This window comes from Bacillus sp. XF8, assembly GCF_017498755.1.
GTDB lineage: Bacteria > Bacillota > Bacilli > Bacillales > Bacillaceae_G > Bacillus_A > Bacillus_A bingmayongensis.
In genome coordinates, this window is record NZ_JAGDQK010000003.1 from 66,665 (window position 1) to 81,201 (window position 14,537).

At 37.6% G+C, this 14,537-nt stretch carries 14 protein-coding genes; 1 reads left to right on the forward strand and 13 read right to left on the reverse strand.

The features are described from left to right. Positions 1-60 precede the first annotated feature (60 nt). The 3 genes from recG to J4P91_RS03560 all read right to left on the reverse strand — a co-directional run bounded on the left by recG (position 61) and on the right by J4P91_RS03560 (position 4,583). Complete coding sequence (recG, locus tag J4P91_RS03550; protein ID WP_207992978.1) at positions 61-2,109, reverse strand: ATP-dependent DNA helicase RecG; 2,049 nt, start codon at positions 2,107-2,109, stop codon at positions 61-63. A 412-nt stretch (positions 2,110-2,521) separates the two neighbouring features. After that, positions 2,522-4,198 (reverse strand): DAK2 domain-containing protein, encoded by a 1,677-nt coding sequence (locus J4P91_RS03555; RefSeq protein ID WP_017151231.1) that lies wholly within the window; start codon positions 4,196-4,198, stop codon positions 2,522-2,524. A 22-nt stretch (positions 4,199-4,220) separates the two neighbouring features. After that, positions 4,221-4,583: an Asp23/Gls24 family envelope stress response protein gene (locus tag J4P91_RS03560; protein ID WP_000021111.1), complete on the reverse strand. Its 363-nt coding sequence runs from the start codon at positions 4,581-4,583 to the stop codon at positions 4,221-4,223. 377 nt (positions 4,584-4,960) lie between these two features. Between J4P91_RS03560 and rpmB the strand changes: the two genes are divergently transcribed. After that, positions 4,961-5,149 (forward strand): 50S ribosomal protein L28, encoded by a 189-nt coding sequence (rpmB, locus tag J4P91_RS03565; protein ID WP_000124776.1) that lies wholly within the window; start codon positions 4,961-4,963, stop codon positions 5,147-5,149. A 71-nt stretch (positions 5,150-5,220) separates the two neighbouring features. Here the strand turns inward: rpmB and spoVM are convergent, their stop codons facing one another. The 10 genes from spoVM to def all read right to left on the reverse strand — a co-directional run bounded on the left by spoVM (position 5,221) and on the right by def (position 14,536). Beyond that, complete coding sequence (gene spoVM / locus J4P91_RS03570; RefSeq protein WP_001213600.1) at positions 5,221-5,301, reverse strand: stage V sporulation protein SpoVM; 81 nt, start codon at positions 5,299-5,301, stop codon at positions 5,221-5,223. 66 nt (positions 5,302-5,367) lie between these two features. Beyond that, positions 5,368-6,009 (reverse strand): thiamine diphosphokinase, encoded by a 642-nt coding sequence (locus tag J4P91_RS03575; protein WP_207992979.1) that lies wholly within the window; start codon positions 6,007-6,009, stop codon positions 5,368-5,370. 106 nt (positions 6,010-6,115) lie between these two features. Continuing rightward, complete coding sequence (gene rpe / locus J4P91_RS03580) at positions 6,116-6,760, reverse strand: ribulose-phosphate 3-epimerase (RefSeq protein WP_017151229.1); 645 nt, start codon at positions 6,758-6,760, stop codon at positions 6,116-6,118. Between the two features lie 2 nt (positions 6,761-6,762). Next, positions 6,763-7,644: a ribosome small subunit-dependent GTPase A gene (rsgA, locus tag J4P91_RS03585; RefSeq protein ID WP_207992980.1), complete on the reverse strand. Its 882-nt coding sequence runs from the start codon at positions 7,642-7,644 to the stop codon at positions 6,763-6,765. 291 nt (positions 7,645-7,935) lie between these two features. Beyond that, entirely contained in the window at positions 7,936-9,909 is a 1,974-nt protein-coding gene (gene pknB / locus J4P91_RS03590) for a Stk1 family PASTA domain-containing Ser/Thr kinase (RefSeq protein WP_207992981.1), read from the reverse strand. 8 nt (positions 9,910-9,917) lie between these two features. Beyond that, the gene (locus J4P91_RS03595) at positions 9,918-10,670 is read right to left on the reverse strand and encodes a Stp1/IreP family PP2C-type Ser/Thr phosphatase (protein ID WP_207992982.1); all 753 of its coding nucleotides are present in this window, start codon (positions 10,668-10,670) and stop codon (positions 9,918-9,920) included. Positions 10,671-10,674: 4 nt separating this feature from the next. After that, positions 10,675-11,763, reverse strand: coding sequence for a dual-specificity RNA methyltransferase RlmN (gene rlmN, locus J4P91_RS03600; protein WP_017151224.1), 1,089 nt, complete (start codon positions 11,761-11,763; stop codon positions 10,675-10,677). A gap of 4 nt (positions 11,764-11,767) precedes the next feature. Further along, positions 11,768-13,102: a 16S rRNA (cytosine(967)-C(5))-methyltransferase RsmB gene (rsmB, locus tag J4P91_RS03605; protein ID WP_207992983.1), complete on the reverse strand. Its 1,335-nt coding sequence runs from the start codon at positions 13,100-13,102 to the stop codon at positions 11,768-11,770. Then, positions 13,099-14,043, reverse strand: coding sequence for a methionyl-tRNA formyltransferase (gene fmt / locus J4P91_RS03610; RefSeq protein WP_207992984.1), 945 nt, complete (start codon positions 14,041-14,043; stop codon positions 13,099-13,101). The genes rsmB and fmt overlap by 4 nt, the downstream gene beginning before the upstream one ends. Before the next feature lie 16 nt (positions 14,044-14,059). Further along, entirely contained in the window at positions 14,060-14,536 is a 477-nt protein-coding gene (gene def / locus J4P91_RS03615; protein ID WP_207992985.1) for a peptide deformylase, read from the reverse strand. Position 14,537 lies beyond the last annotated feature (1 nt).

A 14,537-nucleotide genomic window follows, 5' to 3' on the forward strand; every position in this document is an offset into this window, starting at 1 on the left:
CTAACAGTAGTATATAATCATTAAAAGTAGAATGCAACAAAAAGTTTACATATTCTATTTTTAATCGAGCTTTTCTCCTTGAAACACACCTGTCCCTTCAAGATATACGCGGAGTGCAGCATACTGCTCGTTATGCCAAAACGCTTCTGAATCAACCAGTATGGCCGCATCTTGTCTCGCTGTTTCCAATGCTCGATAATCATGTACCATATCAGCTACCTTAAACTCTGGTAGACCACTTTGTTTACTTCCAAAGAAATCTCCAGGACCACGTAACTCTAAATCTTTTTCCGACAATACAAATCCATCATTTGTTTCCGTCATAATGCGCATGCGTTCTTTCCCAGTTTCCGATTTCGGATCTGCGATTAACAAGCAATATGACTGCTCACTTCCACGGCCAACACGACCTCGAAGCTGATGCAATTGCGATAAACCAAAGCGCTCCGCATCATAAATTACCATAACTGTTGCATTTGGCACGTTAACACCAACCTCAACTACAGTTGTTGAAACAAGAATTTGCACTTTATTTTCACTAAATTGCTCCATTACATCTTCTTTTTCTTGAGAAGATAAACGTCCGTGCATTAACCCAACCTGAAACTTCCCTTGATAGTGATGCATCAGCATACTATGCAAATCAATTGCATTTTGCACATCAAGCTTCTCAGATTCTTCAATAAGTGGACAAATTACATAAGCTTGTCTCCCCTTCTTCACTTCCTTTTCCACGAAGCCAAGGACACGCTCTAACATGTCATGTTTTGCCCAATACGTTTCAATCACTTTACGCCCAGCCGGCATTTCATCAATAATAGAAACATCCATCTCTCCAAAAGCAGTAATCGCCAATGTACGAGGAATTGGTGTTGCTGTCATAAACAACACATCTGGACTTTCACCTTTCTCCCGTAAAACGCGGCGCTGCGCTACACCAAAACGGTGTTGTTCGTCAGTAATAACAAGTCCAAGTCTATGGAAAATGACCTCATCCTGAATTAAAGCATGTGTCCCAACAAGAATATCTATTTCTCCCTGTTCAAGTTTCGCTAAAACTTCACGACGACGTGCGCCTTTAACTGAACTCGTTAACAATTCCACATTCATATTAAAATGCGAGAACGTCTCTGCTAGCGATTGATAATGTTGCTCAGCTAAAATTTCTGTAGGTACCATCAACGCACCTTGATAATGCGCAAGTTTTGCTGCATAAAGAGCAATTGCAGCTACGACTGTTTTCCCAGATCCAACATCCCCTTGTAATAACCGATTCATTCGATAAGGAGACTGCATATCTTTCATAATCTCAGAAACAACGCGGCGCTGTGCACCAGTAAGTGGGAATGGAAGCGCATCAGTGAACTCTTCTAATTCTTTCATTGAAATATCTTTTTTCGTCCCCTTCGAACTCTCTCTTTCCATTTTACGTAACGCTTGCATTTTGAGCTGGAATAAGAAAAATTCTTCATATACAAATCGGCGACGTGCCTGTTTTAAATCTTCTTGACCAACTGGGAAATGCAATGCCCGAAGAGCTTCATATCGAGGCAACAACTTGTAACGGCTTAGTAAACCATCTGGCAATACTTCAGTTATAGAGTTACCGTATTCTTTTAATGCTTGCGCAATAAAACGACGCATTTGTTTTACTGTTAATTTCCCTTTTACTGAATACACAGGTTCCACTTCTTGCTGACGTACGACTGGACCAAAGTGAAGTTCGGATACAGAAATCGTTTGACGATGTTGATCCCATTTACCAGTAATCGTCACCGTTTCATCAAGCTTTAATTTTTGCTTATAATACGGTCTATTAAAACATACAGCCGTAATTAAATAACGACCAACAAGTACGCGAACAGTAAGACGCGATTTCTTCTTCCCATAATATTGTAATAATGGAGCACTATGTACCTTTCCTTCCACTGTTACACGTTCTTCATGCTTCACTTCTGCCAAATCTTTCATCGCATAGTCTTCATAACGGTACGGAAAATGCTCTAATAGATGAGAAACTGTATAAATCCCCATCTCATGTAATAATTCAGATGTCTCTTCCCCGATTCCCTTTACATCCGTCACAGGAACTTGCACAACTTCATTCAAGATTTTCACGCTCCGTCGCATCATTTTCTTATTTTTACTCAAATATAATCTGCATACCTATATGAATATATAATTCCATATACTTTATACATTTACTGTCCTAACTTAATCGCTCTCTTTTGCCTTTTCTATTCTATCATAAGCATTCTAAAAGAAACTAGCCTTATACATTATCACCTATACAATGGCCCTTCCCTTCCATGAACCTAAATGCTTACTTAAAATATTACGAGCAAATGATGCTTCACCCGAAGAAAGATATACGAAAGAAAAGAGCCTTACTATAGCAGCAAGGCTCTTTTTTATCATCATTATGCTAGCCTTTTGAAAAAGAACCGCTGACAATATATTGCCGCTAGCTCTTGCTCATTAGCAAGTAAAACCGTTCATCTCTGCGAAAAAGAGATTCAACTTATTCTACAGAGAATATGAAAGAATATACAGGTTGATTTCCTTGGTGAACTTCTACCTCTACATCTTCAAATTTCTCTTCTACAAATGCAACTAACTCTGCCACTTCTTCATCTGTTGCATCTTCACCTTGCAAGATCGTTACGATTTCAGAATCTTCATCGATCATGCTTTCTAGCAATTGTTTCGCTGCACCTACTTTTTTAGCATTTGTAGATACAATTTTCCCATCTGCTATACACATGAAATCATTTTTTTGAATCGCTACACCGTCAATTTCCGTATCACGAACCGCATACGTAATTTGACCTGTTTTCACATGTGCTAGTGCTTCTTTCATGTTCTCTTCGTTTTCTTCTAACGTTCCAGCCGGATTAAATGCCAACATCGCAGCCATTCCTTGAGGAACAGTTTTTGAACGAACAACAATCACTTCTTGATCAACAACAGATGCAGCTTGCTCTGCCGCCATCACAATATTACCGTTATTCGGTAAAATAATGATTTTTTCAGCATTCGCCTCTTCGATTGCCTTTACGATATCCTCCGTACTTGGATTCATCGTTTGACCACCTTCGATAACCTCAGTTGCCCCAATGCTCTCGAATAAGTTCTTAATACCCGATCCCATCGCTACAGTTACAATACCGTATGGTTGCTTTTCTTTTGGCACATTCACTTCTTCGTGCATCGGTGCTGGCTCATCTAATAAAGCAGTATGCTGTTCACGCATATTTTCTACTTTAATTTTAATTAAACTACCATAACGTTGACCGTAGTTCATCGCATCACCAGGATGTTCTGCATGAATATGAACTTTTACAACTTCATCATCCGATACAACAAGTAATGAATCTCCATAAACACTAATATCTTCACGGAATTTTTGTTCAGAGAAATTATGTTCTTTCATTTTCTCAGACTCTAATTTCACCATAAATTCCGTACAATATCCGTATTTAATGTCTTCTGTACTCAATTGGCTTTGTACACTACGGTGATGTTCTGCACGTACCATTTCATTCATAGATGGTTGCACAGGTAACTCAGAAGAAATTGTTTCTCCCTTTAAATCAGCTAAAAAGCCTTCGTATACAACAACAAGACCTTTACCACCGCTATCTACAACGCCAACTTGTTTTAATACAGGTAATAAATCTGGCGTACGATTTAACGATGCATTCGCTTCTTTTACAACGTCTTCCATAAACAAAACAAAGTCGCGCTGTTTTTTCGCAACTGTGACTGCATATTTACCCGTTTCTCTTGCAACTGTTAAAATCGTTCCTTCAATCGGCTTCATTACCGCTTTATACGCCGTTTCTACACCAGCTTCTAAAGCTGCCGCAAAATCAACTGTTGTTAATTCTTCTTTTTGTTCGATGGATTTAGAGAAACCACGGAATAACTGAGATAAAATAACACCTGAGTTACCACGAGCTCCCATTAATAATCCTTTTGCTAAACTTACGCCGACTTTACCAGCATGCTGTGAAGGGTTTGCTTTTACTTCACGCGCACCTGAAGTCATTGATAAATTCATATTTGTACCGGTATCGCCATCTGGAACTGGAAAAACGTTTAATGCATCAACAAGCTGAACATTGTTTGTTAAATTATTCGCTCCTTGAATAATCATTTGTGATAAACGTTTTCCATCAATTTTTTGAATTGACACAGATTTTCCTCCTTAATGCACATTACAAGTTTATTACTTTAACTCCTTGTACGTAGATGTTTACAGAATCTACTGCTAGTCCTACCGTTTGGTCTAATGTATATTTCACTTTCGTTTGGACGTTATGTGCTACCTCTGAAATTTTTGTACCATAACTCACAATAATATACATATCAATATGTACTTCATCTTCGTCTTTACGAACAATAACGCCTCTAGTGAAGTTTTCTTTTCGTAAAATTTCGGTTAATCCATCTTTTAATTGATTTTTTGAAGCCATACCAACGATACCGTAGCAATCTACCGCGGCACCTCCAGCAATCGTTGCAATTACATCTGTACTAATATCAATTTGACCGTACTTCGTTTTAATTTCAATTGACATCTCTTTTCCCCCTTCATAAATGGTGAAAGTGAGCTAGACTACTTTAATTACTATCATATAATCTTTTTAAAGAAAATTCCATCGTTCTTTCTTTTCGCCCTCATATTTTATGCTTATTATTACACTTTTCTATGACGAGCAAAATAGTCCATTGTTATTATACAACATGTACCACTATAATATGTCAAGCAATTTTTCTTGATTTCTACTTTTCTTTACTGACCTTTAGTGTCAAGTAATTTTTCTTGATTTCTTTTTTATACACTGTTGCATTCTCTTTTTAGTTGTGTTAAATTATAGTAGTGTTTTTAGCATCGCATAAAAGACTAACATTGAAAAATTACGTATGGTAAGGTAGTTAAGGGAGGGAAATATAGATGGCTCGTGTTTGTGCTATTACTGGAAGAAAAGCTCGTTCTGGTAACTCTCGTTCTCACGCAATGAACGCTACAAAACGTAAATGGGGCGCTAACCTTCAAAAAGTTCGCGTACGCATCGACGGTAAAGTTCAACGTGTTTACGTTTCTGCTAGAGCATTAAAATCTGGCAAAATCGAACGTGTTTAATAATAAAAAAGAGAGCCAATAGGCTCTTTTTTTATTATCCTCATGAAAAAAGCACCATTAATGGTGCTTTTTTAGTCCTTTTTAAAGGTATTTAACACCGCGCGAACAATTCCACCAAGAAATTTAGGTAACTTAATTGTATAAAATCTCATGGTTTCCCTCCTAATCCCCATTACTCCACTTGTTTACTATATGATGCGAGTAGCAAAAGTGTTTCTTCAATCAGTGCTTCTTATCACCATTAATATGCCAGAAGTAAATGAAAAAGTACCTTTTTCCGCAATGAGTTCATTACTAATACAAAGCGTTGATCCCCATTCTATCGTTTTATCAGTAAGAGGATATTTAAAGCCACGAAGTGTAATACCTTTTACAATTTCGGTAACAGGCACAAAGGATACGTATGGAAATTGTTCATTTTCTTCAATTATATATGTACCTACTTTTTTTACAGAGATTTCATTTTTATTGTCAACGATATACATTTCAGTATATGCTTCTAATCCTTTTAAAAGCATTTGTATGTTCGCTAATCCATGATCAAGCCTTCCACCTGTAGCACCAAAAATACGAATTAAATCCGGTTTTTGCTCCAATGCCCAATGGATTGCGATTTCTAAATCCGTTTGATCTTTTTCACGCGGAACAATATGTAACTCCTCTGTCTGTTTTTGCATCCACGCTAATTCTTCATCTGTAACTGAGTCATAATCACCAAATGCAACTGTTGGCGCGATCCCTCTTTGCAACAAACGATATACACCACGGTCAACCGCTGCCCATATCACTTTCTCATTTTCATATAGAGAGAAATCAGCACAGTATTCCTCAGGTCCTCCAGCTAAAATATGAATAATCATCTTTTCTTCCCCTTCTATAGAAAAAGGCAATCTGCCAGTCGGTAGATTGCCTTTTTCACATTTTTCCCGTTCTAACAGGTCATGAAAATTTTCTTACATCTATTCCTTATCCACGAATTAGGCGAATTGCCTCTCCGCGGTCTTTTTGATTGTATACTGCTGATCCAGCTACAAGGACATTTGCTCCAGCTTCTACACAAAGTCTCGCAGTCTCAGCATTTACACCACCGTCAACTTCGATTTCTACTTGTAAATTACGCTCTTTGACCATTTCCGCAACTTGTTTAATTTTCGATAATACAGAATGAATAAACTTCTGTCCACCAAATCCTGGATTTACTGTCATAAGTAATACCATATCAACATCTTCCAATACGTGTTCGATCATTGAAACTGGTGTATGTGGGTTTAATACAACTCCAGCTTTGATACCATGTGATTTAATTAATTGAATTGTACGATGTAAATGTGGACATGCCTCTACATGAACAGTAATAATATCCGCTCCAGCTTTTGCAAAAGTAGGGATATAGTTATCAGGATTTTCAATCATTAAATGTACATCTAATGGCAATGATGTAATTGGACGAATTGCCTCTACAATTAACGGACCAATTGTAATGTTCGGAACAAAGTGTCCATCCATTACATCAACATGGATATAGTCCGCTCCGCCTTTTTCTACATCTTTAATTTCTTCCCCTAATCTTGAAAAATCTGCTGATAAAATCGATGGTGCAATTTTAATCATGACTAATACCTCGGCTTTCTCTCTCTAATTTCTTCTACGAATTGTTTGTAATGTTCGTAACGATATTGGGTAATCTTCTCTTCCTCAACCGCAACTTTCACCGCACATTTTGGTTCAGAAAGATGTGTACACCCTCTAAATTTACAATATTGACTCTCTTCTTTCAACTCTGGAAAACAATGTGTAAGATCTTCTACTTCTATATCAATAAAATCAAGGGAACTAAAACCAGGTGTATCTGCAACAAGCCCACTTCCAACCTCAATTAATTCTACGTGTCTTGTCGTATGCTTACCACGCCCTAAATGTGAAGAAATATCGTTTGTTTTCAGCGCTAAATCTGGTCGTAATACATTTAACATGGAAGATTTCCCTACACCAGATTGTCCTGCAACCACTGAGACACAGCCTTCTAAAAATGGTTTTAAAATATCAATACTTTCCGATGTATTTATAGAAGTAAATAATACATCATATCCCATTTCACGATAATCATTTGCATAAGATTCAACAGTTTCTCGCACTTTTTCATCGACTAAATCCATTTTACTGATACAAATAATTGGTTTAATGTTATGATATTCAATTAATACTAGAAATCGATCTAATAATCCTGGGTTAAAATCTGGTTCAACTGCTGAAAAAACAAGGATTGCTTGATCAACATTGGCAATTGGCGGTCTAACAAGTTCATTCTTCCGCTCAAAAACCTCTAAAACATAGCCTTCATTCGGATTATCCGCTTGAAAAACTACTTGATCTCCTACAAGTGGTGTAATTTTATTTTTTCTGAATACACCACGACCACGGCATTGTGTAATGCCGCCTTCATGCTGCACATAATAAAAACCACTTAAAGCTTTTATAATTTTTCCTTCTGCCATATAATTCTCCTTTATTCTATATAAAGTGAAATTGTTATCAGCCTCTCCCTGCATTTATCCCTTCCTTAAAGCCTTGAGACGGGGTACTGCCAGCGAATACTGGATAACACTAACTATCTATCAGTTCAGATTATCCTTTATTTCGACTTCACTTTTATGGCTATCCTTCTATTTCAAAACGTAATTTCTTGCCCTTTTTGCCGTCCGCTACGTTACCAGCATAACAGGCAAGAGCAACAAATTCCACCCTCCATACAAAGAAGGTGGAATCCACCAAATGGATTCACACCTTTACTGGGCTGGATATGGCACTTCTTTATCAATAATTGTCGTTCCATCTCGAACAATTTTGTAATGACCTTTTGTTCCTTCTTGGATCACAAATTCCAAAGAAATAGTAGCAGATTCTGTTATTGTTCGGGTTTCAATTGGTTTATCCATTTTTTGCTGCATATCTTCTTTATAAATTTCAATTGTTTGTGGCTTTTTCTCACCTTCTGCGGGAGACTCATACGGAAGCGAAATATTATCAACTTTTACAGTCTTCGTTACTTTCGGCTTTGGTCCATCCGAAATAGTAACCGTTACTTTATCTTCTTCTTTTAACGGAGTCCCTGGTTTTGGTGATTGTGAGACCACCAAACCTTTCTCAACTGTATCCGAATACTCTCTTTTTATATTAGGGACAAGTTTATTTTCATTCAAATAGCTATTCACATAATTTTCAGTCCACCCTGAAAAATCACCAAGTCTAATTTGATAAGGACCCTTGCTTATCCAAACTTTCACGTCTTGCTCCGCTTCCACAACCATTTGATCTGCCGCTGGACTTTGGTCTAGAATTTGACCTTTTGGTTTATCACTTTCAATATAGGATGGAACAATAATTTTATATTTTCCTTCCAATTCGTCCTTCAAACTATCAAAATCTTTTCCGATTAAATTGCTCATTTTACTCTTTTTTTTCCCACCGGATTGATAGATTGTAATTTTAGAACTTTCCTTTACAACCCTTCCTGCTGCCGGACTTGTTTTAATTACTTGCCCAGCTTCAACATCATCTGTATAAACAATGTTTGGCTCAGCAACTTCAAATCCTTTCTCAACAAGAGCATTAACAGCAGTCTCATACTTCATACCAGACACATCAGGAATTTTCACATCTTTTGGGATAAAGAATCCTGGAATTACCGTAAGCGCTAACGTTGTACCGATTGCTAAAAGTAAAAATGTTGTAATTAATACTTTCAACCATTTGTTACTCCGCTTTTTTTCCACATTTGGTTTGATTTCTTCATTTTTTATCTGTTCATCCGCTTTGCTTCCATTCAATACAATTGTTTCATCACTTACATTTCCAAATAATTGTTCTTGTTGAATAATTGGAATCGCCTTCGTCGCTTCCATATCTTTAGGTATATAAAATGGTTGTTCGTTTATACGTTCTGGATAAAGTGCTGTTTCAATATCTCTTTTCATTGCATTAGCAGACTGATATCGATGGAACGGATCTTTTGCAGTTGCTTTTAAAATAATATTTTCTACACTTTGCGGAATATCTGGATTCCAGCGTTTTGGAGATGGTGTTTCATTTTGTAAATGTTTTAAAGCTATCGCAACGGCGGACTCCCCTGAAAATGGTTGTCGCCCTGTTAACAATTCAAACATAACAATGCCAAGTGAATAAATATCCGATTGTTTATTCGCTATCCCTCCACGCGCTTGTTCTGGTGACAAATAATGAACAGAACCGAGCACTGAGTTCGTATGGGTTATCGTCGTTGCACTTGTAGCTGTCGCAATTCCAAAGTCCGTCACTTTCACAACGCCATCATTTCGAATGAGGATGTTATGTGGTTTTATATCTCGGTGGACAATTTCAAAATGATGAGCATGTGCCATTGCAGATGTTAACTGCTCCATAATATCAAGAGCTTCCCCAATAGGTAACATCCCACGCTGATCTATGTATTGCTTTAATGTTTGTCCAGGTACATATTCCATGACAAGATAATAAATTCCATCTTCTTCCCCAACATCATACATATTCACAATATTTGGATGCGACAACGTTGTAACAGATTGCGCTTCTCGATGGAAACGTTTAATAAACTCTTCATTATTTGCATAATCGAGTCGTAGTATTTTTACCGCTACATCCCGGCCTAGTATATCATCATGAGCTAAATATACATTGGCCATTCCTCCGCCACCAATCATTTTCAGCAGCTTATAACGGTCGTTTAGGCGTTTTCCAATCAGCACGTTGTAATTCACCTACTTTCGTTTGCCGAATCCGCATAATCAACAATAACAAGGGTAATATTATCTTCTCCACCACGATCATTCGCAAGTTGAACAAGATGCTCTCCCTTTGTCTCGAGTTGTTCGTTTAATTGCAAAATTTTTCGCATATCATCCATTGCAACTTTATTTGATAATCCGTCAGAGCAAAGAAGCAGTTGATCATTTTCTTCTAACACTAATGTTTTAACATCTAATCCAACTTTTTCTTCTGTTCCAAGCGCTCGTAAAAGCACATTCTTTTTTGGATGATACTCTGCATCCTCTTTTGAAATCTCACCATACCTGACAAGTTCATTTACAAGTGAATGGTCTTCAGTTATAAGTGAAATCTCCCCATCTGATAACATGTAACACCGGCTATCTCCTATGTGTCCAATTGTTACAAATCCCGCTGTACAAATTGCAACAATAACAGTAGTTCCCATACCATTGCACTCTGTATGCTTTTTCGAGTATTCGTATACCCTCTCGTTAATCATTTTAACATTTGTATGTAGCCATTCTTCTGCCTTTTTTGGTATATCCATATTATACGTTTGCTTCCAATAATCATGGAATAGTTGAATGGCCATCGAGCTAGCAACATCGCCCGCTCGATGACCTCCCATTCCATCAGCTACCACCGCTAAAATATCTCCATCTAAATTATGAAAAACTCCTGCACTATCTTCATTATGTTGACGAACTTTTCCTTTATCCGATAGAAACACGGCTTTCATCTTGTCACCTCGTCTCTTCTTTGCGCTCCTTTGCACGCAACTGACCGCAGGCAGCATCAATATCATGACCTTGCTCACGACGAATCGTTACATTCACTCCACGGTCTTTCAACGTTTTTTCAAATAAGAAAATTTGTTCACGTGGTGTTCTTACGTAATCGCGTTCTGGTACATAGTTTACCGGAATTAAGTTTACATGACATTTTACACCTTTTAAAAGTTGAGCCAATTCTTCAGCATGCTCAACTTGGTCGTTTTCTCCTCCAAATAAACCATATTCAAACGTAATACGACGCCCAGTTCTATTTACATAGTATTTAATAGCTTCCATTAAGTCAGGTAGCTTATAAGCACGGTTAATCGGCATTAACTTTGAACGTAATTCTGTATTTGGAGCGTGCAATGAAATCGCAAAGTTAATTTGCATATCTTCTTCAGCAAACTTGTAAATTTTCGGAATGATTCCACTTGTTGAAACCGTCATATGACGCGCACCAATATGGATTCCTTTTTCATGGTTGATAATGCGTAAAAACGACATTAAGTTATCGTAGTTATCAAACGGCTCTCCAATTCCCATTACAACAAGAGAACTCACGCGCTCATCCGTCTCATCCAGCGCACGTTGAACCTCTACTACTTGCGCTACGATTTCTCCAGCCTCTAGATTTCGCTTTAAACCACCTAGTGTTGATGCACAGAATGTACAACCAATTCGGCAACCTACCTGTGTTGTTACACAAATGGAATTTCCATATTCATGTCGCATTAATACCGTTTCAATAGAATATCCATCGTACAATTGGAATAAAAATTTAATTGTTCCATCAGAAGATGTTTGTTTTACTAACGTATTTAAAGTAGTAATATCAAAGGAATTCGACAATTTATCACGCAATCCTTTGGAAAGGTTTGTCATATCCTCATAATTTTTTACACGTTTTTTATATAGCCAATCAAAAATTTGACCTGCACGGAATTTCGGTTCACCTTGTTCCTTTAACCAATCTTGCATTTCATGAAGTTGTAAAGAGTAAATAGATGGTTTTTTTGTTTCTAAATTTTTCTTTTGTTTTTTTACAGTCGTTTCCATGATGCTACACCTTCTTTCTTAAACAAGCAATATAAAAGCCGTCTGTTGCAAAATAATGCGGTAAAATTTGTACTTGTCCATCATTTATATAAGGACGTAGTTTTTCTGGCATGCGCTCTTTCATAGTAGTATCCCATTCAAATTCAGGATACTCTTGTAAAAATCGCTCTATCACTTGTTCATTTTCTATTTTTTCAATTGTACATGTACTATAAACAAGGCGACCTCCTGCTTTTAACAGTGGAGCTACCTTTTCTAGTATCGATAGCTGAATTGTCGACAATCTTTCACTATCGCCTTTTTCTTTACCTAATTTAATATCAGGTTTACGTCTGATTACACCGAACCCAGAGCACGGTGCATCTACTAGTATTTTATCAAAGCTTTCGTTTGCAAAATGCTCTTGGACTTTTCTTGCATCAAGGGCCTTTGTTTCAACATTTTCTAAGCCAAGGCGCTTCGCTTGTTGCTGAATTAATCGAACTTTATGCGGATGTAAATCAAGTGATGTTACCTGTCCAGTCCCCTTTAAACGCTCTGCGATATGTGTTGTTTTCCCACCAGGCGCCGCGCAGCTATCAAGAACCATATCTCCTTCTTCTGGTTCCAAAGCACGCGCAACAAGCATAGAGCTTTCATCTTGAATAGAAAGGAAACCTTTTTGAAACGCTTCTGTATGCGCTACGTTTCCTTTTTCAATTTGGATAGCATCTTCGGATAAATCACCACGTTTTGCCTCTACACCTTCATTTTCTAACAAGACAATCGCTTCTTCTACTGTTCCTTTATCGACATTTACACGCGCTGCTGAAACAGGTGGAAGCAAGTTCACTTCACACATTTTTTCTGCTGTTTCTAAATCATATGCTGCCGTCCACTCTTGTACAAGCCACTCAGGATGGCTCGTCGCAACAGAAAGTCGTTTTACAGGATCTTGTATTTCTTCTACAGCCGGTACACCTTCACGTTGAATCGAGCGCAGCACTCCGTTTACCATTCCCGCAATCCCTTTATGGCCACGGCGTTTTGCGATTTCAACTGCTTCATGAATTGCCGCTCTTTCTGGAACACGGTCTAAATATATCATTTGATATAAGGAAAGACGTAGTAAGACTTTTACCCACGCCTCCACCTTTTTTCTTAAAAATGGTTGTAAATAATAATCCAGCGTATCGCGACGTTGAATTGTTCCGTAAACGATTTCTGTTAACAACCCAACATCTTTTCTATCAATTTGACTCTTCTCAATCAAATTATTTAAAAGTAAGTTACTATAAGCACCGCTTTTTTCAACTTGTATTAAACCATCGAGAGCTAACTCACGAACATTTTGTCTCATGCGTCTTCTCCTAACTTCGTACCAATTTCAGGTTTTGTTCCACGTAAAAATTGTGAACAACTCATACGTTTTTTACCAGATGGTTGCAACTCAGTAATTTTAACCCCAGTTTCATTTCCTGTTGCCACAACGAAACCATCTTCTTCAATCGCTACAATAGAACCAGCTTCAGCCTGCATGGTTACAGGAACTTTTTCGCCCCACCATACTTTTACAACTTGCCCTGCTAAAGTTGTATAAGCAACTGGCCACGGATTTAAACCACGAATATGATTGTAAACCTCTTCTCCTGTTTTCGTCCAATCAATCTTTTCTTGCTCACGTTTAATATTGTAAGCGAACGTTGCTTCATCCTCATTTTGTTTAATCGGCTCTAATTTTCCTTGTATTAAAAGTGGAACAGTTTTTGATAATAAGTGTGCTCCAGCCTCACTTAATTTATCAAATAATGAACCAGTTGTTTCACGCTCTTCGATTTCCACTTCTACTTGCGTTAAAATATCGCCCGCATCTAATTTTTCTACCATATACATAATCGTGATACCTGTTTTTTCTTTTCCTTGCATGATGGAATAATGAATTGGTGCACCACCTCGAAGTTCTGGAAGCAATGAAGCATGAACATTAATACACCCATACTTTGGTGCTTCTAAAATTTCGTTTGGTACAATTTGTCCAAACGCAGCTGTCACAATTAAATCAGGCTCTAATGCCAATACTTTTTCATACTCGTCTTGTTCACGAATTTTTAACGGTTGTAACACCGGGATACCATGTTTTTCCGCTTCAACCTTAACAGGTGTTGGTGTCATAACCTTTTTTCTGCCCACTGGACGATCAGGCTGCGTTACAACACCAATCACATCATATCCATCTTCAATAAGACGACGAAGCACCGGTACAGAAAAGTCCGGTGTTCCCATAAACACTACTTTTATCATTCAAAGACCGCTCCTTTTACATCTCTTCTAATTCATTTTCCTCATAATATCTCGTCACTTTTGATGTAAATAGCACACCGTGTAAATGATCGATTTCATGTTGGATTGCACGTGCTAGAAAATCATCTGCTTCTAATAAAAAGATTTTACCACGGCGATTCTGCGCACGTACTTTAATATATTCTGCACGCTCCACTTCACCATAAAGTCCCGGAAAGCTTAAGCAGCCTTCGGGACCTACTTGTTCACCACGTTTTTCTAAAATAACCGGATTAATCAGTTCGATTTTCCCAGTATCATCACCAATATCAACAACTGCCACTTGCAAACTTACACCTACTTGTGGCGCTGCTAAACCAACACCATCTGCAACTAACATTGTTTCATGCATATCTTTTAACAAATTCACTAACTTTTTATCAAAGTTAATTACCCGTTCACATGGGGTTTCTAACACTTCATCTGGATGCTTTATAATTTCTAAAACTGCCATA